Annotated in this window: 24 protein-coding genes and 14 tRNA genes; 9 read left to right on the forward strand and 29 right to left on the reverse strand. The window is 35.1% G+C overall.

The window, feature by feature from the left end; genetic code table 11:
* Positions 1-26 precede the first annotated feature (26 nt).
* Positions 27-569, forward strand: coding sequence for a biotin transporter BioY (locus tag SPD89_RS09600; RefSeq protein WP_336261762.1), 543 nt, complete (start codon positions 27-29; stop codon positions 567-569).
* 43 nt (positions 570-612) lie between these two features.
* Here the strand turns inward: SPD89_RS09600 and SPD89_RS09605 are convergent, their stop codons facing one another.
* The 4 genes from SPD89_RS09605 to SPD89_RS09620 all read right to left on the reverse strand — a co-directional run bounded on the left by SPD89_RS09605 (position 613) and on the right by SPD89_RS09620 (position 4,411).
* The gene (locus SPD89_RS09605; protein ID WP_336261738.1) at positions 613-1,518 is read right to left on the reverse strand and encodes a DMT family transporter; all 906 of its coding nucleotides are present in this window, start codon (positions 1,516-1,518) and stop codon (positions 613-615) included.
* A gap of 156 nt (positions 1,519-1,674) precedes the next feature.
* Positions 1,675-2,973: an RNA polymerase factor sigma-54 gene (rpoN, locus tag SPD89_RS09610; RefSeq protein WP_336261739.1), complete on the reverse strand. Its 1,299-nt coding sequence runs from the start codon at positions 2,971-2,973 to the stop codon at positions 1,675-1,677.
* A gap of 67 nt (positions 2,974-3,040) precedes the next feature.
* Positions 3,041-3,580, reverse strand: coding sequence for a hydrolase (locus SPD89_RS09615; protein ID WP_336261740.1), 540 nt, complete (start codon positions 3,578-3,580; stop codon positions 3,041-3,043).
* A 51-nt stretch (positions 3,581-3,631) separates the two neighbouring features.
* A complete protein-coding gene (locus SPD89_RS09620; protein ID WP_336261741.1) occupies positions 3,632-4,411 on the reverse strand; it encodes a TatD family hydrolase in 780 nt (259 codons plus the stop codon).
* 253 nt (positions 4,412-4,664) lie between these two features.
* On the opposite strand from SPD89_RS09620, the gene SPD89_RS09625 reads away from it, so the two are divergent.
* Positions 4,665-6,416, forward strand: a complete 1,752-nt coding sequence (locus tag SPD89_RS09625) for a SulP family inorganic anion transporter (protein WP_336261742.1) — start codon at positions 4,665-4,667, stop codon at positions 6,414-6,416.
* A gap of 331 nt (positions 6,417-6,747) precedes the next feature.
* Here SPD89_RS09625 and SPD89_RS09630 read toward each other — a convergent pair whose 3' ends face one another.
* From SPD89_RS09630 to SPD89_RS09660, 7 genes are all read right to left on the reverse strand, one after another.
* Positions 6,748-8,316, reverse strand: a complete 1,569-nt coding sequence (locus tag SPD89_RS09630) for a solute symporter family protein (RefSeq protein WP_336261743.1) — start codon at positions 8,314-8,316, stop codon at positions 6,748-6,750.
* Positions 8,317-8,319: 3 nt separating this feature from the next.
* Complete coding sequence (locus SPD89_RS09635) at positions 8,320-8,649, reverse strand: DUF485 domain-containing protein (RefSeq protein ID WP_336261744.1); 330 nt, start codon at positions 8,647-8,649, stop codon at positions 8,320-8,322.
* 126 nt (positions 8,650-8,775) lie between these two features.
* Positions 8,776-9,516, reverse strand: a complete 741-nt coding sequence (locus tag SPD89_RS09640) for a LytR/AlgR family response regulator transcription factor (RefSeq protein WP_336261745.1) — start codon at positions 9,514-9,516, stop codon at positions 8,776-8,778.
* Positions 9,506-11,266 carry a LytS/YhcK type 5TM receptor domain-containing protein gene (locus SPD89_RS09645; protein WP_336261746.1) on the reverse strand — a complete coding sequence of 587 codons (1,761 nt, stop codon included), beginning with the start codon at positions 11,264-11,266 and terminating at the stop codon, positions 9,506-9,508. Before SPD89_RS09645 ends, SPD89_RS09640 begins: the two co-directional genes overlap by 11 nt.
* A complete protein-coding gene (locus SPD89_RS09650) occupies positions 11,267-12,802 on the reverse strand; it encodes a solute symporter family protein (protein WP_336261747.1) in 1,536 nt (511 codons plus the stop codon).
* Positions 12,799-13,068, reverse strand: coding sequence for a DUF485 domain-containing protein (locus SPD89_RS09655; protein ID WP_336261748.1), 270 nt, complete (start codon positions 13,066-13,068; stop codon positions 12,799-12,801). The genes SPD89_RS09650 and SPD89_RS09655 overlap by 4 nt, the downstream gene beginning before the upstream one ends.
* 273 nt (positions 13,069-13,341) lie before the next feature.
* Complete coding sequence (locus tag SPD89_RS09660; protein ID WP_336261749.1) at positions 13,342-14,268, reverse strand: manganese-dependent inorganic pyrophosphatase; 927 nt, start codon at positions 14,266-14,268, stop codon at positions 13,342-13,344.
* A 204-nt stretch (positions 14,269-14,472) separates the two neighbouring features.
* Between SPD89_RS09660 and SPD89_RS09665 the strand changes: the two genes are divergently transcribed.
* A complete protein-coding gene (locus SPD89_RS09665) occupies positions 14,473-15,603 on the forward strand; it encodes an NAD(P)/FAD-dependent oxidoreductase (RefSeq protein WP_336261750.1) in 1,131 nt (376 codons plus the stop codon).
* Positions 15,604-15,673: 70 nt separating this feature from the next.
* Here the strand turns inward: SPD89_RS09665 and SPD89_RS09670 are convergent, their stop codons facing one another.
* Together SPD89_RS09670 and SPD89_RS09675 are read right to left on the reverse strand one after the other, a co-directional pair.
* On the reverse strand, positions 15,674-16,309 hold the full coding sequence (locus tag SPD89_RS09670; protein WP_336261751.1) for a YczE/YyaS/YitT family protein: 636 nt from the start codon (positions 16,307-16,309) through the stop codon (positions 15,674-15,676).
* Between the two features lie 472 nt (positions 16,310-16,781).
* A complete protein-coding gene (locus SPD89_RS09675) occupies positions 16,782-17,150 on the reverse strand; it encodes a hypothetical protein (RefSeq protein WP_336261752.1) in 369 nt (122 codons plus the stop codon).
* Between the two features lie 293 nt (positions 17,151-17,443).
* Between SPD89_RS09675 and SPD89_RS09680 the strand changes: the two genes are divergently transcribed.
* The gene (locus SPD89_RS09680) at positions 17,444-17,671 is read left to right on the forward strand and encodes a DUF2249 domain-containing protein (RefSeq protein WP_336261753.1); all 228 of its coding nucleotides are present in this window, start codon (positions 17,444-17,446) and stop codon (positions 17,669-17,671) included.
* A gap of 425 nt (positions 17,672-18,096) precedes the next feature.
* On the forward strand, positions 18,097-18,213 hold the full coding sequence (locus tag SPD89_RS23010) for a hypothetical protein (RefSeq protein ID WP_442961107.1): 117 nt from the start codon (positions 18,097-18,099) through the stop codon (positions 18,211-18,213).
* A 470-nt stretch (positions 18,214-18,683) separates the two neighbouring features.
* On the opposite strand, the gene SPD89_RS09685 is transcribed toward SPD89_RS23010, so the two are convergent.
* A complete protein-coding gene (locus SPD89_RS09685) occupies positions 18,684-19,709 on the reverse strand; it encodes a YeiH family protein (RefSeq protein ID WP_336261754.1) in 1,026 nt (341 codons plus the stop codon).
* A 109-nt stretch (positions 19,710-19,818) separates the two neighbouring features.
* Between SPD89_RS09685 and SPD89_RS09690 the strand changes: the two genes are divergently transcribed.
* The 4 genes from SPD89_RS09690 (at position 19,819) to SPD89_RS09705 (ending at position 22,988) form a co-directional block, all read left to right on the forward strand.
* Positions 19,819-20,700 (forward strand): LysR family transcriptional regulator, encoded by an 882-nt coding sequence (locus tag SPD89_RS09690; protein WP_336261755.1) that lies wholly within the window; start codon positions 19,819-19,821, stop codon positions 20,698-20,700.
* Positions 20,701-21,175: 475 nt separating this feature from the next.
* On the forward strand, positions 21,176-21,481 hold the full coding sequence (locus SPD89_RS09695) for a DUF378 domain-containing protein (protein ID WP_336261756.1): 306 nt from the start codon (positions 21,176-21,178) through the stop codon (positions 21,479-21,481).
* A 775-nt stretch (positions 21,482-22,256) separates the two neighbouring features.
* Entirely contained in the window at positions 22,257-22,577 is a 321-nt protein-coding gene (locus SPD89_RS09700) for a hypothetical protein (protein ID WP_336261757.1), read from the forward strand.
* Between the two features lie 63 nt (positions 22,578-22,640).
* On the forward strand, positions 22,641-22,988 hold the full coding sequence (locus SPD89_RS09705) for a hypothetical protein (protein WP_336261758.1): 348 nt from the start codon (positions 22,641-22,643) through the stop codon (positions 22,986-22,988).
* A gap of 1,088 nt (positions 22,989-24,076) precedes the next feature.
* Here SPD89_RS09705 and SPD89_RS09710 read toward each other — a convergent pair.
* The 15 genes from SPD89_RS09710 to SPD89_RS09780 all read right to left on the reverse strand — a co-directional run bounded on the left by SPD89_RS09710 (position 24,077) and on the right by SPD89_RS09780 (position 26,166).
* Positions 24,077-24,256: a hypothetical protein gene (locus tag SPD89_RS09710; protein WP_336261759.1), complete on the reverse strand. Its 180-nt coding sequence runs from the start codon at positions 24,254-24,256 to the stop codon at positions 24,077-24,079.
* A gap of 232 nt (positions 24,257-24,488) precedes the next feature.
* A tRNA-Leu gene (locus SPD89_RS09715) sits at positions 24,489-24,572 on the reverse strand.
* Between the two features lie 14 nt (positions 24,573-24,586).
* Positions 24,587-24,660: transfer RNA gene (locus SPD89_RS09720), tRNA-Cys, on the reverse strand.
* An 8-nt stretch (positions 24,661-24,668) separates the two neighbouring features.
* A tRNA-Gly gene (locus SPD89_RS09725) sits at positions 24,669-24,740 on the reverse strand.
* Positions 24,741-24,747: 7 nt separating this feature from the next.
* Positions 24,748-24,819: transfer RNA gene (locus SPD89_RS09730), tRNA-Gln, on the reverse strand.
* A 12-nt stretch (positions 24,820-24,831) separates the two neighbouring features.
* Positions 24,832-24,907: transfer RNA gene (locus tag SPD89_RS09735), tRNA-His, on the reverse strand.
* Positions 24,908-24,936: 29 nt separating this feature from the next.
* Positions 24,937-25,010 (reverse strand) — tRNA-Trp (locus tag SPD89_RS09740).
* An 8-nt stretch (positions 25,011-25,018) separates the two neighbouring features.
* A tRNA-Tyr gene (locus tag SPD89_RS09745) sits at positions 25,019-25,103 on the reverse strand.
* 40 nt (positions 25,104-25,143) lie between these two features.
* Positions 25,144-25,216, reverse strand: a tRNA-Phe gene (locus SPD89_RS09750).
* A 7-nt stretch (positions 25,217-25,223) separates the two neighbouring features.
* Positions 25,224-25,300 (reverse strand) — tRNA-Asp (locus tag SPD89_RS09755).
* Positions 25,301-25,477: 177 nt separating this feature from the next.
* Positions 25,478-25,554: transfer RNA gene (locus tag SPD89_RS09760), tRNA-Met, on the reverse strand.
* Between the two features lie 203 nt (positions 25,555-25,757).
* A tRNA-Val gene (locus tag SPD89_RS09765) sits at positions 25,758-25,830 on the reverse strand.
* A gap of 79 nt (positions 25,831-25,909) precedes the next feature.
* Positions 25,910-25,984: transfer RNA gene (locus tag SPD89_RS09770), tRNA-Glu, on the reverse strand.
* Between the two features lie 11 nt (positions 25,985-25,995).
* Positions 25,996-26,088, reverse strand: a tRNA-Ser gene (locus SPD89_RS09775).
* 3 nt (positions 26,089-26,091) lie between these two features.
* Positions 26,092-26,166 (reverse strand) — tRNA-Asn (locus SPD89_RS09780).
* Positions 26,167-26,394 lie beyond the last annotated feature (228 nt).

The following is a 26,394-nucleotide window of genomic DNA, read 5'->3' on the forward strand; positions in this document are numbered from 1 at the left end:
GTAAATTGAATAACTCTAAACTACAGATGATGATTGTAACAGCATTATTCGCAGCAATTGTAGGAATACTTGCTCAAGTTACAATACCTTTACCGCTCGTTCCAATTACTGGACAAACGCTGGCAATTGGTCTTGCTGCTACTATTTTAGGTTCACGTTATGGTACGTTATCTTCTGTTCTTTATCTTATAATTGGAGCAATAGGTATTCCAGTATTTTCACAAATGTCAGCTGGTCTAGGAGTAATTTTTGGACCAACAGGTGGATTTATTGTCGGCTTCATTCCAACAGCTTATGCGATCGGGCTATACTTAGAAAAAACGAAATTCAATGTCATTAATGCATTTATCGCAAATATCATTGGAATGTTTATCACCTTAATTATTGGAACTGTCTGGTTAAAAATGGTTGCTAACTTGTCATGGACCGCAGCATTCTTAGGAGGATTTGCTCCATTTATTGTTGGAGGAATAATCAAAGCGATTCTTGCCGCATGGATTGGTATCACCGTCCGTAAAAGACTGGAATCGGCTAATATTTTATACGTTCCCGTTAAAAAAGCAAGCTGAATTTAGAGGAGCGTGCCGGCACAGCCAAGCACGCTTTTTATCCTCACCTTGACTTTAATCTTCTTTTCCTAATTAAGTACTCAACAGTTCCCGAACCAATAAACACTCCTACTAAAATAAATACCAGTCCAATATAATGATTTTTCATAATCGGTTCACCTAAAAATAATGATGCACCTAATAAAGCAAACAAAGTGTTTAAGTTTACAAAAATGGTCGTCTCCGTTGGTCCAACATTTTTTATTGCAAAATTATAGATCATATGTCCAAAGGCCGTTGCAATAATCGCACTAAATAGAAAAATACTTCCTAACTTCCATGTAAATAATTGCGTTAGCTGCGTTAAATCGCCCTCAAGTATACAACTAATAATAAAAATAAATACAGAGCCAACTAAAAGCATATAACCAGTAAGTAAACGTGGATCAAAAGTAGGATTTAACTTACTAATCAAAATAAAACTAAATGCTTGCATAAACATTGATAAAAAGATCATTAAATCCCCAATAGAAACAGCTTCAAGCCCTTCAGCACCTGCTAAAGATGTAGTTAATATCCCGATAAAGCCTAATAAAAATCCCAGTGCACGAAGTCGAGAGATACGATCCCGTAAAATAATGATCGATAAAACCATTGTCACTAGCGGAGCAGCACCTAAGATAATCCCTGCATTCACACCAGATGTTCGAGTTAATCCTAATGCTAAAAAAGTGTGGTGAAAAGCCACATTGAAAATTGTAATAATGAGAATTGTTTTCCATTCATTTTTTGTAGGTAATCGAAAGATACCAAGCAATTTGGTAATCACAAGTACAGCTATTCCCGCTAAAAAAATTCGTGCAGCTGTTAATGTGATTGGTTCAATACTATTTACAAGTACGACAAGCGCCGATAAATTAAACCCCCAAACTGCCATAACGAAAAATAATAGTGTGTAAATTCGTGCCAAATAATCACCTAGTTTCTCTTAACATTCCTGTTGCTGTCCCTAATTTAAATTGAAAAATCGTTGAGATAAGCGACTTCCGTGTAAAGAAGCCAATTCAACGATTTTCACATAATTTTATACTTACTATTCTAGTATAGCATTTATTCTTCTTCTATTTTAGATTTTTCTTTTCGTAGATGACGGAATATGAAGCTCTTCGCGATATTTGGCTACAGTTCTCCGTGATATAACAATCTTTTTTTCCTGTTTAAACAAATCAGAAATTTTCTGATCTGAAAGAGGTTTTTGCTTATCCTCATTATCGATCATTTCCACTAATAATGCTTTTACCTTAGATTGCGATGTACTTTTTCCATCTTTTGTGGCTAACTTTTTTGAAAATAATTTTCTTAAATCAAAAGTCCCCACCGGTGTTTGAACAACCTTATTCATTGTTGCACGGCTAACTGTCGATTCATGCATGCCAATTTCATCTGCAACTTCTTTTAATGTTAAAGCTTCTAATGCAATAGGCGAACCAATACTCAAGTATGCATGCTGCCGATTTACGATCACATCCATTATTTTCAAAATTGTCGTTCTCCGTTGTTCAATACTTTTTATTAGCCAGTGGAATTTTTGAAAGTGATTGTCAACATATTTCGATAACTCATTGACATGTTTACATTCATTTGAATACGTATAATTAAATTTAATTTCAGGTAAATAATAATCATTTAAAGATATAGAAAATTGATTCGATTCTTCTAATCTATCAATAAAAATATCTGGAATGACATATTCTGCTTTTTCCCCTTCTAATTGATCTACTGGTTTAGGGTTCAATGTTTGGATCATCTTAATTAAATCTTTTATCTTTTGCAACGAAACATTTAAATCTTCTGCAATAATGTCCCATTCGTTTTCGGCAATATTGGTTAGATGATTTTCTATAATAGTAACTAACATTCCATTTCCCGGATATTTCTTCTTCGCTTGTATAACGAGACATTCATACAAATCAACTGCTCCAATTCCAGCAGGTTCGAGTTGATGGAGAATATTTTTCGCCCGATAAACTTCTTTTTCACTTATTCCTAAATGATCGCAAACCTCTTCATCTGTTATAGTTAAATAGCCTTGTTCATTAATATTATAGATGAGATACTCCATTATAGTTCTCTCAAAATCCGTTAAGTCATAATCCACCAATTGCTCCATTAATTGATCATATAATGTTTTTTTATCGCTAACAGAATAATCAATCGGATTTGCTGAGTCTACACCTGTACGTCTAATGTTTATAGGGGTGTCGTGATCTTTCTCGATTAGTTCAATAAAAGGGTTTTCTTCTGCTTTTTCACGGATAAACTGCATTAACTCATATGTTGAAAGTTGTAAAAGTTCAATCGCTTGACGAAGTTCTGTAGTCATTATCATTTTCAACATCTGTCTCTGTTCCAAGACAATTCTCATCATTTATCCCTCCCAAAATGACCCCCCTATGAACATTAAAGCGCTACCAATTTTGTGTAAAAAATTATTATTTAATTAACTTACTAATCTCTTTAAATCTAGGATGTTCAGCTGTCTCCATTAACTCAAAAAGTGCCATTTCTACAGATGTAACTGCTGCTCCAAGCGATTTCATTTTTTCAAGTCCGATTTCTTTATTTTCTTTCGTTCTAGAAGACACTCCGTCAACGACTACTTCTACATGTTTTCCTTGATTTAATAATTCACTCACTGTTTGATACACACAAACATGAGTTTCAATACCTGCAACGAGAAATGAACTTTTTCCAAGTTTTTTTAGTTCTTCTTGGAAGTTCTCATTCTTGCATGCACTAAACGTCATTTTATCGATTGGGTCGTTCGCTGTTAAATGCTGTTTAATTTCTTCAGCAGTTGGGCCAAGACCTTTTGGATATTGTTCAAGCCATAGAATCGGTATATCAAGAAGCCCCGCTCCCTTAATTAAGCTTTCTAATTTCGCAATAAGTTCTTCACTTTGATATATAATTCTGGCAAGCTTACCTTGAACATCAATAATCACAAGCGCCGTATCGTTTACTTTTAACATATTATTCAACCCCTTATTTTATACATTATATATATCTTAACATAAATGCTATCAATCATTTAAAAAGAAGTCGATAGTTGTATTAAAAATAGATTGATAAACTTCTTCAAGTGGAAGTTTTTTTACTTGAGCTATTTTGCGTATCGACATATGCATCATTTTGGGATGGGTCATCTGACCTTTGAACTGTCCGCTGAATGTCCATGGTCCATCCGTCTCTACCATTATTAACGGTAGTGGATATTGTTTCACTAATGTTCGTGTTCTTTTTTTATAACAAATATCTGGAGTTACGGAGATATGATATTTATTAGCAAATATTCGTTCAATTGTTTGATTATCTCCTTTAAACCAATGGAAATGGGCTTGTTTAACAGAATGTTTTTCAAGTAAGTCACAAGCGATCAGAGCATCTTCATACACGGCATGTAATATTATCGGCTTCTCATATTTTTTTGCTAGTTTAATGAAATATTCTAGCAGCTCAATATAGGCTTCAATTTTTACTGAGGGATCTTCTTGTTTAAGATAAAAGGGAAGACCAACTTCACCAATCGCAACCATTTCATTTGCATGTTGCTCAATAAACTGAGTCAACTCAATGACTTCCATTTCACTAGGATTTGCTTGTTCCGGATGAAACCCAAATGCTGGTTTTATCGCTTTATATTTACTTGCTAGTTTTTGAACTTGCTTAACTGAAGATAAATTTTTTGATACTGATATTAGAGAATCAATTTGATCCTTCTCTAAATCGTTTAAAATTCTAATTTGATCTTGTTCTTTATAATTATCGATATGAATATGTGCATCAATTATTTTTTTGAACATGTCTGAGCCACCTTTAGATTTTCCGATTAAAAACAATATTAGTTCTTTTCATTCTACCATCTCTGTATCTTAACGCAATCTGTTTCTAAAATTTGCTCATCTGTACTATAACAACATATCTTTTTTGGGTCTTTTGTGTTACAATAGGTATTAGTCTGGTAATTACTTTAATTCGGACAGATTACTAGTTTTTTTGCGATCAACTAGGGATCTGTCGTTTTACGTTTCAATAATTATATAGGAGTGTTGTAAATTGTTTAGAGATGATCGCTTTAAAGGAATAACAACAAGCGATTTGAGAAAGGACTTAATCGCTGGTATCACAGTTGGTGTCGTTGCTATTCCGCTCGGTATGGCGTTTGCTATTGCCTCAGGTGTAAGTCCGGAATATGGAATTTACACGACGATAATAGCCGGATTAATTGTAGCTATCTTCGGTGGCTCGCACTTTCAAATCGCTGGACCAACTGGTGCGTTTATTCCAATTCTACTAGCAATCGTTTTACAGTACGGTTATGAGGATTTATTAATCGCCGGAATGCTAGCTGGTATTATGCTTATCCTCATGAGTGTGTTTAAATTTGGTAGTTTAATAACGTATATACCTAGGTCTGTTACAATAGGATTTACGTCAGGGATAGCAGTAATTATTTTTTCTGGACAAATCGAGAACTTTTTAGGTCTTGAAAACGTAGAAAGTAAACAATATTTCCACGAAACGATTCTCGAACTTTTTCACAAGTTCCATACGGTAAATATCTTTAGCATCGTTATTGCAATAATCGGATTGCTCATTATTATTTTTGTCCCAAGGTTTTTTCCTAGGGTTCCAGTTCTGTTAGTCGCTCTAGTAATCCCAGCGATAATTAGTTATTTTTTATTCCCTGGAAAAGTTGCTACCATTGGATCTGCATTTGGAGGAATCCCACAGTCTTTCCCGGGATTTCATTTTCCGGAAATCACCTTTGATAAATTGTTATACCTCTGGCAACCAGCCTTTGCGATTGCCATGCTCGGAGGAATCGAATCACTTTTATCCGCTGTTGTAGCAGATGGAATGACAGGTAAACAGCATAAGTCTAACCGAGAATTATTTGGACAAGGATTAGCTAATATCGTTACACCTTTCTTTGGTGGAATACCCGCTACAGGAGCAATTGCAAGGACCGCTACGAATATCAAAAGTGGAGCAATTAGCCCGTTTTCTGGAATATTCCAAAGTGTATTCGTATTACTGACACTTTTATTATTTGCACCTTTTGCTTCCCATGTTCCATTAGCAAGTATGGCACCAATCTTGATGGTTGTAGCATTTAATATGAGTGAATATAAATCATTTGGTTCCATTCTAAAGCTACGTACATCGGATTCTTTAGTTTTAGTTACTACTTTTTTACTTACTGTCTTTGTAAACTTAACGATCGCAGTACCGATCGGATTATTACTTGCAATGGTATCTTTTGTGAAAAGAATAAGTGGTGTTTTACGAGTAAAAGACATTATACCTATACAATTTGCTAACGGACAAGGGCGAGGTAAAGGTGAAAGAGCGGAATACAGTTGTCCGAAGATTGCTAGTTTTACAATTCACGGTCCACTATTTTTCGGTGCAGCAGATCGTTTTGAATCAACATTATCGAGCTCGATTCGTAAACGCCCATCTGTCTTAATTTTAAAAATGCGACACGTCTCCATGATCGATGTGACAGGTGAAGCGAATTTATCTCGATTTGTTAAAGACTTCATTAAAAAGAAAGGAACTGTTCTGATCACTGAACTTCGAAAGGAACCTTTAAACATGTTAAAACGAAGTGGACTCTATGATGTAATAGGATCTGATAACTTCTTTGATGATACTACAGATGCGATTAATTATGCTTTAAAAATTACTGATGTAAAGAAATGTCCATATTGTAGTAAACTACCTGACGGAGGTTGTCGTGTATTTAAAAGAATGGAAAATGTTCAGGTACAAATGGAAAGTGCCGCAACAGAAGCGGAATAAGCTATAGTAGTGAGGCATGCAGGGATGTGATTCCGTAAGTTGGGATTACACTTTGCATGCCACTTATTTTAGCTACCAGACTTTATGTGGCGTGAGTGACTAAATATCTTTTACTGTCACTAAGCATAACGGTGGAGACACCGCACATCTTTTATAGCCACTATGCACGACAGCGGAGCCACTTCGCATCTTTTCTAGCTACTAAGAGCATAACGAGTGGGCTGCTTTGCAACTTCACCAGTAGGGTAATCCCAATAATGGATCCCTTTATACACTAAAAACCAACTATCACATAACGTGATAGTTGGTTTTTTTGGTTTACTAAAACAATTTACTTTTCTGCTCCTAAACCAGTATGAGCACGGACAGACATTTCAGCAAACATCTTATCATTGTCTTCAGGCTTCGTCATTAGGGTAACGATTACAGCCGCTAAGAAACCTAATGGAATACTAAATAATCCTGGGTTTGTTAATGGGTAAATTGCAGCATCTCCCATTATGTTCGGGCTTAATAAAATCAAGATAACTGTTGTAATTGTTCCAGTTAACATTGCCGCAACCGCACCTGGAGTATTAAAGCGTCTCCAGTAGATTGAGAAAATTATAACCGGTAAGTTAGAGCTAGCTCCAACAGCAAATGCATACGTAACTAACTGTGCTACGTTAAAGTTTTCTGCTAATATTCCTAAGATGATAGATACTACACCGATAACAAATGCAGTAATTCTAGCAACTTGGAATTGCTTCCTTGAGTCAACTTCTCCACGCTTGATAACGTTTGTATAGATATCGTGTGCAAAAACTCCTGCACCAGTGATAACGAGTCCAGCTACAACCGCTACGATTGTCGCAAATGCTACAGCTGAAACACCAGCCATAAATAATTCTCCGCCAATTGTTCCTTCTCCCCCACCGAGAACTTGGGCAAGTAATGGTGCGGCCATGTTTCCACCACCACCAGCTTCATTAATTGCATCTGACCCAACAAGTGAAGCTGAAGAAAAACCGATAATTGCGATGATGAAGTAGAATGAACCAATGATAATCATACCCCAAACAACGGATGTTCTGGCAGCTTGTGCTGTAGGTACTGTAAAGAAACGAACAAGTAAGTGTGATAAACCGGCTGTTCCTAAAATTAACGTAATACCCAATGATAACAAGTCAATCGGGTTCGAATATAATGCACCAGGTGTTAAAAATTCCATTCCTTGTCCGCCAACTTTACCAAACCCTGGAATTTCACCACCATTGATAATTGTTCCAAATAAGGATGATAAGTTAAACTTAAAGACAATAGCGATAAAAGCTAACATAATAAGCATTGCAGCCATTAATATTACCGCTTTAATAATCTGAACCCAACTCGTTGCTAACATTCCTCCAAGTGTTACATAAATCATCATTAGTACACCAACAATGATTAGTGAAACTGTATATGGAATACCAACTAATAAGTGAATGATTGCACCGGCACCAACCAGTTGAGAAATCATATAGAACATTGTAATTGCCATTGTTACAACTGCCCCAGCAGTACGAACTGGTCTTTGTTTAAGTCGATAAGAAATAACGTCCGCAACCGTAAAGTTACCAGAGTTTCTAAATGGCTCTGCTACAATAAATAAAACGATTACATAACCCATAAGCCATCCGATCGAATACATGAAACCATCATAGCCATACAATGCAACTAGTCCTGCAATCCCTAAGAAGGAGGCCGCACTCAGATAGTCTCCGGCAATTGCAAGTCCGTTTTGAAATCCTGTTAATGAACGACCTGCTGCATAAAAGTCACCAGTACCTGTCGTTCTTTTTGAAGCCAAATACGTTACATACATTGTTAATGCAATAATTGCTCCGAATAGTATTATTCCAAATAATTGAGCTGATGCCAATTTTTATGCCCCCTTTTCTTGTTCTTCTTTTGGTCCATATTTAGCTATAATGTCGTCCACTTGTCTATCGTAAGATTTAGCTTTAAATACGTAAATAAAAGCTAAAGCCCAAATAACTACATAGTAAGAGATTCCGAATAAATAACCAAATGTAAAGTTACCAAATACGATAGATGACATTAGCGGCTTTGCATATGCTGACATAACTATAAACAGTAAATAGTATATTAAAAATAATACTGGTACAGTGAAAATAAACCGGTACTTCCTTCTTTTTAAATCTTGGAACTCCTCCGTTTTTTCTATTTTTTCAAATGCTATTGATTTTGACATGATATTACCTCCCTTTAACATTTAATGAAAACGCTTAAAAAGAGTTTATCAAAATCGTGAACAAATTGTGTTGGTTTTGTTTGAATGGTCAGAAAAAGGGACTAAGTGGTATTATATTAAATTTATTTAGTGGCCAAATTTTTCAAATAATGCTTTCCGTGCTGATCTACTAACTGGTATAGTTGTTTTCTCTTTATTTTTTAACGTTATGTTGTATGCACCATTAAACCAAGGGGTAATTTCAAGAATATGATTTAAGTTCACCAAATAACTGCGGTGCGTTCTAAAAAACGAGCGACCTTCCAATTTCTTTTCTAGCTCTTGTAACGTCATCTTACTTTCAATAACTTCATTTTCAGTGTGAATTTCGAGCATTCGTTGTGAAGGAACAGCATAATAAATAGAATCAGGAGACAAAACAATCATTTTTTCTCCATCATCGATTAATAACTTGGAACTTAATTTCTTGGGAATATGAGTAGGAGTCTCGCTACTATCTAATAAGCGTTTTCTAATCCGCTCCATCGCTTGATGTAAACGTACCTGATCAAATGGTTTTAACAAATAATCTACTGCTTCAATTTCAAATGCATCAATAGCATAAGCATCATATGCTGTAGTAAATACAAATAACGGTGGGTTATTCGTTGATTTCATAATCTGTTTTGCCGCTTCCACCCCAGTAATTCCGGGCATTTCAATATCAAGAAATAAAACATCTGGCTTATGTTCTAAATACAACTCCACTAATTCTTCACCAGTTTCGGCACTTGGACAAAGCGCAATATCTTTTTCCTTTTCTAGCAAGTATATCAACTCTTCGCGTGCTAAATATTCATCTTCTGCAATCATCACGTTAATTTTCATTTAAAGTCCTCCTTACAGTACCATTTGGGATGGTAAAATACACTTTGCTTCCCCTTGGCAGATTTTCAACATGTAAACGTGCATCTTCTCCCAATAAACTTATTAAGCGCTGGTTTACATTATATAAACCTATCCCTCCATTATTTCTGATAGACTTACGATTGTTCATAATATTTTCAATTTCCTTTTCATCAAATCCAACCCCATTATCTTGGACAGTCACCTGAACTTTATCACCTTTCTTTTCAATGAAAACATCAATCTTTCCATTCGTTGTTACAGTTTTCAATCCGTGTTGAATAGCATTTTCAACAAGCGGTTGGATCGTAGAAGGAGGTATTAGCACTTTTGAAATCGTCCGTTCTTGTATAAAATTAATTTGCAGTCGGTTTGAAAATCGAGCTTGAATAATTTCTATATAAGCTTTAACATGCTCACATTCCCTTTCTAATAAGATTAACGACTCGGAAGCAATCCCTAAGTTGAATCGCATAAAATTAGCTAATTGGATTGTAATATGTCTCGCTCTTTTCGGATCCACTCTAAATAATGTTGCAATTAAATGTAATGTATTAAAAAGGAAGTGTGGATTTATTTGCGCTTGTAAATTTCTTAGTTCAGCATCTTTTATATTTGCTTTTAAATTTTCACTCGCAATAACTTTCAACTGGTTGGATATCAATTGTCCAATCCCTTGAGCCAATTCTTTTTCAATAGGTCTAATATGTTGCGATTTTCTAAAATAAAATTTGATAAGACTTATCGTATCATTCGCTTCGGTTATCGGTATGATTATTGCAGCTTCCAGTGGACATTCTGGATGTTCACAAGCAATGTCAACTTTAGAATAAGCGATTTGTATTTCTTTTGATTTCAAAGCTTTTTTTGACAATGGCGTAATAATTTTATGCCCAACCTGATGATGTTCAGCACCTATTCCTTTAAAGGCCAATACTTCATCCTGGCTAGTTACAGAAATAGCTGCCACTTTTAGCCTGTCATACAATAAGTTAGCGAACCCTTCCGCTTGATCACTTAATGAGCCACTTTTTAGAAATGGCAAAGCTTCCTCTGCGATTGTTAACGCCTGTTTTGTTGCTAAAGCTGCTTCATTTTCCTGTTCATTCAACACAATCCCGATCATGGCAGTAAAAACTGCTATTGCAATACTATTTGATAATACGAGCGGAAGACCGGCTAAATTCACGAAATGGATAATACTTTCATTTTGCGGATACAACACTAGTAAAAGCTGCATTTGCAATATAGGAGGGAATACTCCAATGAAAAGCGCTTGAACCGGAGATATCACACGTGCTTTTGAAAAAAAGCGTCCTGTTAGCCCTGCGAGTAGTCCTGTAAGTGGGTTAACTAACATGTTTGCAAACCAGCCAATTCCTCCCAAAAAAACTAAGTGAACAGCAGCAATAATCCCGGCACCTAAACCAACGATTGGTCCGCCTAATAACCCTGCAATTACAACAGCAATCAAACTTAGACTAACAACCATTTGATCTGGTTCTACAGACCCTACAAATCCTGTACCGACAATTTCTCCATTCGAAAGTACAATACCAAAATGTGTACTTGTAATTGCAAATACACCAAACACACACGCATGGATGATCGTCATTTTCGTATTAAATTCCCGGTATAATAATGTGCTGAATTTAGGGATTCGCGTAAGAACGAAGGCAATGACTAACAATAAACCAATTCGTTCTAAGAGTATAATTGTTAAGTCTTTCAATCATCTTCGCTCCTTCATTTCGACTCCTGTTTGTGCCTTTAAATAAAATCGTTCAAAATTAATTGGATCCTTTTGGGGAAATAAAAAAGTTCCAAGGATAGCTCCTAAAAATCCAATTGGAATCGCAATAATCCCAGGATTATATAAGTTAAAAAGTGGCTCTCTTAATATCCAGCCATTATCTATATTCATTATATGTGGTCCTAAAACAAGTAAAGTTAATGACGCAATTAGCCCACTTATCATTCCGATCATCGCACCTGCTTGGCTGAATCGTTTCCAGTAAATGGTGAATAAAATAATTGGTAAATTACTAGACGCTGCAAAGATAAATGTTAAAGAAACAAGAAAAGTTACATTAATGTTTTCTAGGCCTAAAGCAAATAGAGTAGAAATAAGACCAATCGCTAAAGCAGACCATTGTGCAGCTCGTAATTGCTGCTTTTCCGTAGTTTTACCTTTTTTAATAATATGATGATAAATATCATGAGAAAAAGCTGTAGTTGCTGAAATAACGAGGCCAGCTACGACCGCTACAACGGTTGTAAAAGCAATGGCTGAAATAAATGCAAGTAAAAAGTCCCCTCCAAGTGCTTTTGCTAATAATGGTGCTGCTAAGTTTCCAGTTGAATCAGCTGCTATTAACTGATCATAACCAATAACCGCAGCAGTCCCAAGGCCAAGCACTAATGTCATTACATAAAATAGTCCAATGATCCAACTAGCTGTAAGAACAGACTTTCTTACTTCAGAGGCATTTTTAACCGTATAAAATCGAATTAAAATATGCGGTAACCCTGCTGTACCTAAAATTAATGCTACATATAAAGAAATAACTTCTAGTGGATTAGTAAGCAAATGACCAGGCATAAAAAATTGATCTCCCATCGGTGTTCCTACTTTTACCTCATCAATTAGTGCATGGATATCCCATTCATAAAAAGAAAAAACTATTAATGATAGTAAAAATGTACTTGACATAAGTAAAATTGTTTTTACAATTTGTACCCAGGAAGTAGCAATCATTCCACCAAAGACAACGTATACTGTCATAAGACTTCCAATAATAAGAACAGATGTTGAATAATCAATATTTAACAATAAACGGATTAAAAGCCCTGAAGCGACCAACTGTGGGATCATATAAAAAATTGAAATTATAAAAGAACCAATTGCCATAATCCACCGCATTTGGTTACTAGGGAAGCGCGCGCAAACGACATCGCCAAGCGAATAGTTACCAAGATAATGAACAGGCTCGGCAACAAACAGTAAAACTACTAAATAAGAAACTAAAAATCCTAAAGAATAAAGAAAACCATCATAGCCATTTAAAGCAATCGCACCAACAATTCCTAAAAAGGAAGCGGCACTTATATAATCGCCAGCTATCGCCAATCCATTTTGAAAACCGGTTAATTTTCCTGCAGCCGTATAAAATTGAATTGTCGTTTTACTTCTTCTTGCTGCCCAATACGTAATGATCAACGTACAAATAACGATACATACAAAGAATAAAAAATAAGTAAAATTCATTCCGCTTCCTCCTGCCTCATCCTTTCAACTAATTGATCCAGTTGTTTAGCTTTTACCCAATAAATCCAGCCAATAAGCCATGTCATAAGAACTTGCAAGAAAGCATAAATCCATGCCCATGAAAGCCCAAACAACGACGGCTTATTCATTTTGTCGGGAATAAATGCTAGAGATAATGGAAGAGACAGATAAAAGATGACTGCTAACACAGAAATCCACACAACGAATAATCTTTTTTCCTGCTTCCATCTTTTGATGGTATCCACTTCACCCCTCCATTCCTCGTCCCATTTTTAGAAGATTTAGAAAACTCGATACACTTTTTTATAAAACTAGCACCCAAATTTTGGTAAATACAAATTGCATTTACTGTATATTGTTCTAGTCTCGATGACGTTCTAAACAATTTAATAAAGCTGAATACTTTAGCCAGACAGGAAGGTTTTCACTTTCCTACCGGCTAAAATATGGAAAAAGTGAACGAAAAACGATTTTGTCATTTCTTTAGTTTGGAGTAAATAAGCTTTTTTTCTTTTCGATTATTGAAAAGTCGCACCTAAATTCGTTACAATTTGTTTTTTTCGTGAAACTACTCCTTTTAATAGCGCACGGTTACCAGCTAATTGTACATTGAAGGCATCTTCAACATTTCTACTTGCTTTTCCTAATGCTAAAACTTCCGAGTTACTATTGATAATATCTGTTACAGCTAATAAAAAGAGGTCTAAATCCTTTTCTTCAATAACTTTTTCAATTTCTTTTTCTATTTCGCCTTGCTTTTCGTAAATTTCTTCAAGGTCAACTGCATTCACTTGCGCAATTTCCACTTTTGAAGGACCCATCATAAATTCTTTTGAATCCATCGCTAAAAGTTCCGCAATCGATTTGTCACTCAGATCCGTTCCTGCTTTTAACATATCTAACCCATATTCTTCAAGATTTACTTTCGCAATGTTAGCGAGTTCTTCTGCAGCTTGTACATCTTCTTGTGTACATGTCGGTGATTTAAAAAGCAATGTATCAGAAATAATTGCTGACAGTAATAAAATTGCATCTTTTTCGGATACCGCCACACCATTTTCTTTAAACATTTTATTTAAAATAGTTGCCGTACATCCTACAGGCTCAGCTCTAAAATAGAGGGGATCATTCGTTTCAAAATTTGAAATACGGTGATGATCAATCACTTCTGCTATTTTAACGTCACGAATATTATCGACAGATTGCTGAAATTCGTTATGATCAACTAAAATTACTTCTTCTACGTCTTCTGCAACTTTTTCAATTAATCGAGGTGCTTCAACCTCTGCAAAATTTAATACATATTCCGTTTCTTTATTTAATGAACCTAATCTAACCGCTTCTACATTCATTCCTAATTTTGTTTTTAAATTGGCATAAACTAACGCTGAACAAATTGAGTCAGTATCTGGATTCTTATGCCCAAAAATTAATTTTTTTCCCATGACCATACCCCTAATTCAATAGTTATATGTTATAGATTAACATATTTTACGACATTTAGTTACATATTTGACTCATATCCTTACCAATTATCTTCATTTTTCGACATTTCAACCTAAAATAGGTTTAATTTATGTTATGATATATTTTACAAAATAATAAAGCAACACACAATACAGTTTTAGGAAGAAAGTAGGAATTTAAAAGTGAAGAAGATCGTTATCGTCGGAGCTGGGATTATCGGTGCAACTACAGCTTATAATCTTGCACGAACAGGTGCAGACGTTACCATAGTTGACCATCATAAAGAAGGTCGAGCAACATCCGCTGCAGCGGGTATTATTTGCCCATGGATAACCCGACGTAGAAACAAAGCATGGTATGAATTGGCTAGAAAAGGGGCAGCTTATGTAGAAGAATTAATTTCTGAATTACATATTAATGGCGAAAATAAAACTAAATACAAAAAAGTCGGTGCAGTTCGGTTACATACAGACAAGGAGAATTTACTTAATTTAAAGGAAATTGCCTTAAAAAGAAGAGAGGGCGCACCACAAATGGGTAAAATTTCCCTGTTAAGTATCGAGGAAACGAATGAGAAAATTCCTTATTTAAATGGAAATTATCATGCTTTATTTATAGAAGGTGCTGCACGATTAGACGGAGATGCGCTCCGAGATGCGCTCCGAGATGCGCTCATTGCTGCTGCAAAAAAACACGGTGCTACTTATATAGAAGGAAATGCAGAACTCATTTACGAAAATAAAATAGTTACCGGTGTTCGTACTGGTGAAGTATATATTGATTCCGATATCGTCATTGGAACGAATGGTGTATGGATGCCAGAACTTTTAAAACCGTTGGGAATTGATCTAAAGATATCTGCTCAAAAAGGTGAAATCATTCATCTAAAAACTGATTCACTAGATACTTCATCGCTCCCAGTTGTAACACCGCCAAACAACCAATATATTTTACATTTTGATGACGGTAAAATTGTAATTGGTGCAACCCATAACAACATTTCCGAGTTTGATATGAAGATCACTGCAGGTGGAATTCATTATATCTTAGATGAAGCGATTAAAGTTGCCCCCAGTTTAGCAGAATACTCCATCGCAGAAACTCGGGTCGGCTTCAGGCCATTTACGTTCAATCATTTGCCGATTTTTGGTTCCCTTCCTTCCATTAAAGGACTCTTAATCGCAAATGGACTTGGTGCCTCAGGGTTAACTACAGGTCCTTTTATTGGTAGTCAATTAGCAAAAATAGTGCAGGCGGAAGAACTCGATGTTAATTTGGATCATTATCTCGTAGAACAAGCAATAATAAATTAAATAGCTATTAGGATAGACATCCGCAGAACTTTTTGTCAAGCGGATGTTTTGCAATAATAAACTTCATTTTTTACATCGCTCTAGACTTTTGTTCGTTCATCTTTACCTCATACTTTTTCAAGTTATCCGCAACTTTTAAGTAAACAAACTGGAATATCGGGCTTTGGATAAACGTAAATACAAATGTAAAAATAAATACAGGCCCACCAATCAATAATCCTAATAGTAACACACTCGTTTCCGTAATAATCCTCACTTTTCCAATAGAAACTCCCGTTTTATCAGCAATCGAAAGCATAAACCCATCCCGAGGTCCTGATCCAATTCCAGCACCATTGTAGATACCACCACCAATCCCCATAATAACGATTCCTGAAAGGATCACACCAACATCCGTCCAAGTGTGTGTCGCTTGTGGTAAAAAATCAAGCCATAAATAAAAGTCGACAAACATACCGATAAGTATTGCATTCGCTATTGTTCCGAATTTTACATAAGTTCGATCAAGAATGAGAGAAACAGTAATTAAAAGAATGCCAATAATAATATTCCACGAACCAATCGATAACCCAATCTTTTCAAATAATGCAACACTTAAAACGTCCCATGGATGAATTCCTAAATGTTGCATATTAATCGTTATGGAAATCCCCAAACTAAAAATAAGATTTCCAATCATAAACACCAAAATTCGAGCATAAATCAAGTCTGTTCACTACTTTCAAACCGTAATAAAACACCCTCACTATTTCCACTTACGTTTTCCCTATTTAAATTATAACATGGAATGAATGCCATACTGAATACCGTGACTCTTTATGTTTATAATCCATGATTAATGGATTATAAATAAATAACGCCAGAGGACTAAATATATGAAAAAGGAGCAGAAAAATTACCTTATTGCTATCATCCAATTCTAACAATCTTAACACGTATCATTCTATACAATACTTCAAAAACTTTACCCACAGGCTTTTCTTTTGAAGGAAAAAACCATTATCTAAGATGGCGTAGAATTCACGAATGTGGAATAATGAAGATGCAGTTTATACTGCTAAAAATGAAATATACCAAGATAACTTAACACCAATACGATAATTTTCGTATTGGCTACAAAATGCCACCGGATTAACGACGTACTGATATGTCGCTTCTATAATAGGAGCGACTTTTTATTACGAATCGATATACAAGCTTTTCATACTATATTTTCCACGGATCAAATTATACGGAAAATGATTTTTATGAATATAAGCTCCATAAGTAGTCCGGCCGTCACATTGATCCCACGCCATTTCAATGTTCGTCACTCTATTATCACGATCATAATAAACCGGCATATCCTTTTCTATCTCAATTGTTTCCACAATAGATTCATTAAACATTTCAAAACGTAATGTCATTAAAAAATCTCCATCAATTATTTTTCTATTTTCAATCTCAACTACCCCAAAATATGATTCATGGCTAAAAAAGTTATGTATAAGAACAAGCACACATAAAACCATCACCGACATGATCAAATTCCTATAATTTTTCGTCATAAAATCCCTCACAGTTACTACCGACTCTATTCTACCATAAAATACCATAAATTTAAAATCCAAAAAATCTTAAAGTGCGTGTTCAAAAAGGATAAAAAGGATCAAGAAGTTCGAGGCGGCGCGGTTTCGAGCAGCGGAATGTATGCATTTAGATACATGAGTAGCGGAGAAACAAGCCAACGAAGGAATTCGCAGTGTCATTTTTACCGGACTTTTTGAGCATCCTCTTAAAGTGATTTTAATTACAGACTACTAATTGAAAATGATCATCATGGATATGTAAATGAAAATATTTGAGGAGTGATCTTAGTGTAAGAAAACTGATTTACTTAAAAAAAGAACCATTTGATAAAATTATAGGTGCTGTAAAAAGCTTAAAAGAAGGTCAAGCTTTAATTCTACATGCCCCATTTAATCCAGTTCCTCTTCACAAAGTATTCAAGAGAAAAGGTTTTACTTATGATGCAGAGAAAATCGAAAGAAAGCATTGGAAAGTAATTTATACAAAGGATGATGAATGATGGGGGTACTTTTGTAGCTGATGTAAGACTACGTAGAAAATTGGATAAAATCTTTTTCTTTTACAGTTTTAGCAATTATTATTGGTTACACGATTCCTGTTATTGCATTAATATTGTCTATGTTTAACATAACAAACCCCACAATCTGGAGCTGGATTATCTTCAGTATTTTAGGATACTTATATAAGATCGTTCCAGTACTTTGGTGGATACATAAATATTCAGAAAGAATCGGCAATGAATAAGTACCTACAATGGGAGAAATGATTAATGAAAAACTGAGCGTTGTTTTATTTATCGTCAGTATCCTAGGTTTAATTATCGGCGTACTGCTTCAAATCGGTTTCGTCATTTATTTCTCATCTCATTTTAACAGGAACAACAATCGCTCATGTCATTTCAATTATTAAAGTGTTACCATTCGAATGACTTTAACAACACCAGGATGTCCAATGGCTGACAGCTTATCTAAAGGAGTAGAATGTCGAGTTCGACAAATTAAAGACGTCAGCAAGATTGCAGCGGACTTAGTTTTCCCTTAGACACCAGCTCAAATGACAGACAGATGTAAACCGTTTTTATGGAAAAACTAAAATATTAGATTCCAAAAAGGTTTGAACCCGTGTGTGGAGGTTTCCAAGCCTTTTTTGTAACGCTATTTCTTTTCAATAATTTGTTTCCTTGTCTTCGACACATTTTATTGAATTGATGATTTATTTAAACTGTATTTTACCCACTATCTTGTAACATTCTAATTTCGTTCGTTTTATTCAGAATGGTTCCTACTATTAAAATATGTTTCCTTGTTACTTTTTTACATTTTATTACAAATAAATGATAAGGAAAAAACTGACTGTTTAGTATAGCAAGATAATAGAAGGTAAATCTTTTCCCTAATTAAATTGATTGAAATTAGAAAATGTATTTGCATAATTTTTCCATTCATCTAACTAATACAAGTAATAAAAACTATAAAATTTACCTTAAATACTTACTAATCCTTTTGTTCTAGTTAAATAAGTACATAAGCAATGAAGGAAACTAAAATAGATGTAACGATCATTGCCATAAGTGGTTTTAATGCCCTTGTGCGCACATCTTTTAAACTGACATTAAGCCCTAAACCGACCATCGCTGCTGTTAATAACCATGTTGTAATGTTATTTATTGTTTGTAATATCTCACCTGATACAGGAATAGAATGTCCGAATACGTAACTGCCTAATATACTTAATAAAATAAATCCGAGTAAAAAATATGGAAACGGAGCCTTTGTCTTACGTTGTTTAGCATCTTCATTTTTTCGTTTCATCATATAAATAAATATAAAACTAAGTGGTACGAGCAAGAATACACGTCCTAATTTAGTTAATAATGCAATAGCTAATGCATCGTTCCCCGCCGGTTCTGCTGCAATAGCCACGTGTGCTAATTCATGCAAACTCATGCCAGACCAAATCCCGTAATCAATTACATCAAGTGGGAGGATTGGTCTAATAATCGTATAAATAATCGAAAAGACAGTTCCCATTAAAGCGATAACGCCAACACTTATTGCTGTATCTTCATCTTTCGCCTTGATAATCGGAGCAATGGCGGCAATAGCCGCAGCACCGCAAACTCCAGTACCTACACCGAGTAGTAATGAAATGGATCTGTCCGCTTTTAATAATTTTGCTAACCATATAATAAATAGAATAGCAAACGCAATTATGATGGTATCACGGACGAGTAACCCAAGACCATCACGAAAAACGACATCAATATTAAGTTTTAAGCCGTATAATATGATAGCTAACCGTAATAATTTTTTCGATGAAAATGTAATCCCGTTTCTAATCACTTCAGGATAACCGAAAAACTGCCTATATAATACAGCAATAAAAATAGCACTTGCCAATTGACCAATATGGCTAAAACCAGGAACTTTAGCAAGTAAAAATCCTAACAAGGCAATAAAAAAAGTAAATAGCACTCCAGCTGTCCATGTTAATGCTGGGGTTATTTGTGGTTTCCTCTGCTGTTGTTGTGAATCCATAGATGCACCTCCTTATTACAGGATAATCAGTTCATTTGCATAAGTAAAATAATTATTTATAATTATTTTAATAAGCAATCACTTATGATTAGTCAGGGTGAGTATAAAAATGGATAAGTATTTAGAAGTATTTGTTACTGTCGTTGAACACCAAAATTTTTCTCGAGCAGCAGAGGAGCTGCACATGACACAACCAGCAGTAAGTCAATACATTCGTTTGTTGGAAGAAGACATAGGTTCAAGATTGTTAGAACGAACGAATAAATATGTACGTATAAATAAAGCAGGCGAAATTGTTTATCACCATGCAAAAGAAATTATCGGGCTATATACAAAAATGGAAAGCTTAATTGAGGAATTAACGAATAAAGCCAAAGGAAAATTGACTATCGGGGCAAGTTATACATTCGGAGAATATGTGTTACCACAGATTATTTCGATCATGCAACCGGAATACCCAGATATTCAGCCGATCGTTACGATAGGGAATACAACACATATTGCAGAATTAGTGGAGAGTCATCAATTAGACATTGGTATTGTCGAAGGAAGGATTAAAAAAACAAATTTATTTCAAAAGATATTTACAGAAGATGAGTTGTTTATCGTGGCATCTTCAAAACATCCATTACATCATCAATCTACTATTCCTGTATCTGAATTAAGTAAAGCGATGTGGATTATACGTGAAAAAGGTTCGGGTACACGGGAGGCGATGGATACTTTATTGTTCAAATTAGGTATCCAACCAGAAAAAACGATGGAATTTAGTAGTACACAACCAATTAAAGAAGTAGTTGCGGCAGGTCTTGGGGTTAGCCTTTTATCAAAATGGGCGATACAAAAAGAATTAAACAATGGAGATTTAGTCATCTTACGAGTTAAAGGAACACCGTTTTCCCGTCAATTCTCATATATAACGAATTCCCCATTTCAAACAAAAGCATTAGAGTTATTTATAACTTATTTGCATCGTAAAGAATTTATTTAGCATACAGCTTTAGCCATTTTCAAAAATCATGCGGGTCAAGCTAATGAATTGTTCCTTGCCCTACAGAACCATATTCGCTACAAGAATCGATTTGGCAAGTATTCAAAAGAGAGATAACTATCACGTGAATATGATTGTATAAAATCTGTGTAAAAACATTTACAGTTTAATCACTTTATATTGTATTCTGAATCAAACAAAAAACTCATGAATCCTTATTATATCAAGGCTCATGAGTTCAATCAGACTTTATTATATAAAATGGAGGTAACAACCAAAATCAAACAGATGAAAATAATATATTTTAAAGAGGGCGTTTAAGCCCTCTTTTCTTCCATGAAAAATAAGTCGCTTATCCTTTACCATCGGTTAGCGGCTTGAGAAGAATTTTATCAAAAAAGTAAATATTTAATCCTAAATAGGTAAAAATATGACATGCAAGAAATATTAAAACTTATTTAAAGGATGTGTATTTATGGATGTATTAAGACGTATCGCATTAGCCTTGGTTATTATAGGAGCTATTAACTGGGGGTTAATTGGATTTTTCAATTTTGATTTAGTTGCAGCGATTTTTGGAGGACAAGAATCCTTATTATCAAGAATTATTTACTCTTTAGTTGGATTAAGTGGGTTGTATGCCTTAACAATCTTTTTCACTGGTATTAATGCATCTAATGAAAATAATATTGATACAGATAGACCTAATTATGGAACAGAGTTTGGTAATGAATTCGAAAATTACTCAAGGAACAAAAATGATTCTAATAACAAAAAATAAAGAGGGTGATTAAGCCTGCTGACATAAGAAAACATAAAAAAACCTTATAAAATTAACGTTTTCAGGCAGTGTTCAAGTGGAATTCGTACAAAGTTCAAAGTTTCTAACAGATAGACGTTCAAAATGAGCGTCTATTTTTTACTTTACCTTAAATTATGGAAAAAAACTTTCTTATAAGAGCATGTTCGAGGAAGTGAAATACCAGAAGAAACATTGAAATTATGTCTGCATTCTGATAGTGATATTGGAATGAACAAGTAAACCAGCAGGGCTTGCCCTGCCCAGTATTAACCCCCTCACTCTAACAGGAGGGTGGAAAAACATTAAAAAACAGAAAAAAAAGCTCCAAATCCAGTAGGAACAACGGTTTAAATCAGATTATGAAAATGTCAACTTTTTCCCTTTAGTTGACATCTTTTTAATTGTCTAGGAAATTATCACTAGCGTTGCATAAAGTTTTTATATAAAAGTCAAGCTATTTATTTAACAGATATTTTTGAAGAATGGCAATTTTCAGTGTGCAAACACACAAAAAATCCTTATAATTAGGGTATGGTAGTCCTGTCCAAATCCCAAATTATAAGGAGTCATCATGGACAATCATACCATAAAAACTGTATTTAAGGAATTCATATATCCATTAGATTCAAAAGTTATTCAAAAAATGATTGATATTGATAATGGCTTACAATGTGGCTTTTGTTAGTGTTGATGACGAATATTATGGTTAAACTATTTGTTCTACAATAAAGATCAAGCCGAAAGAAATCAACCAATGTACACAGCAAAAATTGCTACACCAATTAACATGATTGCACTTACTGTCGCGACTGTATTCATCCCGCTGGTGAAAGCTTCCCTAGCAATGGCAAGAAGTTCCATACCCAGTGGATCAGAGAGTTTTTGGGTTGCTTCCGCAGCGCCTACCAGGGTGTCACTAGCAGCCTCGGCCGCCTTAGGTGGAGTATCAACTGGAATGTTGTCAGCAATCTGGTTACGGTACACAGCTGTTCCGACGCTTCCTAGTGTAGCTGAGAGATGTCTTGCAATTTTCGTTATACGTGAGCGTTTATCCTTACCACCTTCCCAAAAATAAATATGAAAATTTAACAAAAATAGTTTTCTTTACTATAATGTCCTTTATGGAGGTGAAAGGATTGTGAGTGTTTTTAAGAACATTTATAGTCAATTTAATTTAAAATATTTAATCAAAACTTATATCATTGGTATAGCATTCGCTTACCTTGCATGGAATTATATATACGAAGGTGGTTCGACATCGATAAAAATTTTCATAATTTTAAGTGCAATTTTATTCCCGTTCGCAACTATCATTTATGATTCGGTCATTGACTTATTCTTTGGAGGCCTTGAATTAAGAATCAACATCCTTATCTTTATCGGGTATAAATTATTTAAAATTATTATGTTATTCATGTTTACAATATTTATTGCACCAATCGGTTTAATTTTTCTAATAGTCAGATCAAAAATATCGCAGGCTTAATACATATTCTTACTTTTTAAAAAAGAGTAGCGAGTTTATCGCTACTCTTAGATTTATTATTTAAGTTTCTACAGCTTGTTTAAGTACTGCCGCAACTAAAATTCCAAGCACATAATCCATGATGAAATAATACTAAAACCCCCCTAGTAAAAATGTTATGATTGCCCCAATGTATAGCGATAATGATTTAAATAATGCTTCCATAATTACCTCCTGTTTTTAGACATAAAAATAGACACCTACTTTGTAGATTCCTTACTCATAAACATTCTTTATCTAATTTATACTTACAATATGAACACATACCGTTATCAATCGTATTAAATATTTCGTCAAATGATAATTCCTCTATACATATGGGACATTCATATCTGTAATTATCTTCGTTAAGTCCGTATTTTACAAAATTTTCTATCTGAGAATCAGTCAGATTTGAAATGCCCTCATTAGAGATTTGTAACGCTATTCCATGAGCAGCGGTTCCTTCTTTTAATAATTCAACTATCGAATTTCATTCACATAATCCTCAAAATCATCATAAGTAAACCCTTCTCTAGAATTTCGAAAACTTTTAAGTTGCTCAATTAATTTCTTTTTCCATTCATCAATACTTTAACTTTAAATCTCTATCATCCATCTCATTCCCTCCCACCGTCATTTTACGACAAATAGCCAAAATTTAACCATAAAAATAACGCCTATTCAGCGTTTATCTCATCTACTTGATTTTTAAATACCTCAGCAACAATCTGTTTTATTCTTTAATGTCGGCATTTTGTTATGAACCCGGACAGAAACAACTTCATCATCAATAATGTTCTCATTTCATCTTACTATTTCAGTTTAATTTTGCTTTTCCTCCTTCTCTTTAACTTCTTATTTTCTTCTCTTAATCGATCGTTTTCTTCTAATTAAATAGCGCGACACGCTTTTCTTTAAAGTCATTTCGCTTGCCCACTCATCATTTAAATTATTGATTATTTTATTTACATCTTGATTCAATTTAACTAACCTCTTTCAGTTCATTGATTTCTTCCTGTTGTAAGTTTACTACCATTTCCAAGTTTTCATAATCACTTATCAATCGCTCAAGCAGTACTTGTTGTTTCTGATTTCATTTTTAATAAACCTGTGGCAAACGAGTATGGATCCACCCCTGTCTCGTCTCTAAAAAGCTGTGGAGTTTCTTCTGATAGTAATCCTAATTTAGGTTTATCGTAAATACCTACTTCTAAATTTGATTTAATATGGTATTGAGTAGGTTTCAAACTCATCATCATATGAATTAAAAGAAGAAGACTCTGTGAAGGCAACCTATGTATTTGATAGTATAGTCTGATAAAAAATGTACATAATTTGTACATTCAGTTTTCAAACTCTATCATATTTTATCAAAAACAGTAAAAATAAAACTAATAAAAAAACACTTGTAAACGTTGTTGTATCAACATTCCAAGTGACCTTAATAATTTTATAAAACTCTATTTAAAACACTTCAGATACCAGTGGTCGGTCTCGAACCGACACTCCATTGCTGGAACGAGATTTTGAGTCTCGCGCGTCTGCCAATTCCGCCACACTGGCAATACATTTATTTTTGGAGGCGGCAACCGGATTTGAACCGGTGATAAAGGTTTTGCAGACCTCTGCCTTACCACTTGGCTATGCCGCCATACTATAAGCGGAAGACGGGATTCGAACCCGCGACCCTCACCTTGGCAAGGTGATATTCTACCACTGAACTACTTCCGCAAGCTAGCTGGGCTACTAGGATTCGAACCTAGGAATGACGGAACCAAAATCCGTTGCCTTACCGCTTGGCTATAGCCCAATGAAAAATAAATGGGGCGACCGGTGGGATTTGAACCCACGCATGCCGGAGCCACAATCCGGTGCGTTAACCACTTCGCCACGACCGCCATCATCATTAGGGATAATTATTCACTTATGGCAGGGGTAGTAGGAATCGAACCCACATCAAAGGTTTTGGAGACCTTCGTTTTACCATTAAACTATACCCCTATATTTAGTGGTGGAGGGGGGCAGATTCGAACTGCCGAACCCGATGGGAGCGGATTTACAGTCCGCCGCGTTTAGCCACTTCGCTACCCCTCCAGCGTATTGACATTATTAATATCAATATTGATATTAAATGTGGCTCGAGACGGAATCGAACCGCCGACACAAGGATTTTCAGTCCTTTGCTCTACCGACTGAGCTATCGAGCCGTTAATATGGCGATCCGGACGGGACTCGAACCCGCGACCTCCAGCGTGACAGGCTGGCATTCTAACCAACTGAACTACCGGACCGTTAAAAAACTTACCAATAATAAAATACCATTAATGATTGGTATTAGTCAAATTAATCAATTATATAATATTTTAGTAATAATTATTGAAAATACTCGTAAAGATTTATTGGTTGCACTTAAGTTCCATTTATTATAGTTTATAGGATACACTAAAGTACAACGTATTAAAGTTATTTGGTTGCGGGGGCAGGATTTGAACCTGCGACCTTCGGGTTATGAGCCCGACGAGCTGCCAGACTGCTCCACCCCGCGATATAATAAAATATATAGTTTGGTACCCGCTATTGAGTAGCGGTATTTCTTTTGTGGAGTCTCGTCGTGTTTGCGCACTCCTCGCATGTGAGACATGCTCCACCCTACAAATATAAAAAATATTATATTTTGTACTTGTAGAGCAGGATTTTGAGTCTTACGTCATCTCAATTTAAACACTAACTTTAAATTGAAAATCATGATGGAGGATGCAGGGCTCGAACCTGCGACCCCTTGCTTGTAAGGCAAGTGCTCTCCCAGCTGAGCTAATCCTCCGACTAGACAGGATGTGCACGATAGGAAATCGCGTTCTTAACATACCTTCCTCAATATCCTATTTTAATATATAAAATAATGGTGACCCGTACGGGATTCGAACCCGTGTTACCGCCGTGAAAGGGCGGTGTCTTAACCACTTGACCAACGGGCCAGTATTTATGCTGGCGGAGAGCAAGGGATTTGAACCCTTGAGACCACGTTAGTGGTCTACACGATTTCCAATCGTGCTCCTTCGACCAACTCGGACAGCTCTCCGAATGGCTCCACAGGTAGGATTCGAACCTACGACCGATCGGTTAACAGCCGATTGCTCTACCACTGAGCTACTGTGGAATAAGTTAAGATATATGACGTTTTAAAAATCATATGTATAATGTTGCTAAACAAGCATTTGTCACTGATAAGAAACGTGCTGAATTTTAGCGACAATATATATTATATCTGTTTCTAAAAAAAAATGCAAGCTTATTTCTTAAAGAGCTTTTTGCGATGTACTCATTTTCTCTTTTTTACATAAAAATTAGTGCGGACAGTTTGCCCACAGATACTCGTTTTTTATCT

Source organism: Pseudogracilibacillus sp. SO30301A (genome assembly GCF_037072025.1).
GTDB lineage: Bacteria > Bacillota > Bacilli > Bacillales > Amphibacillaceae > Pseudogracilibacillus.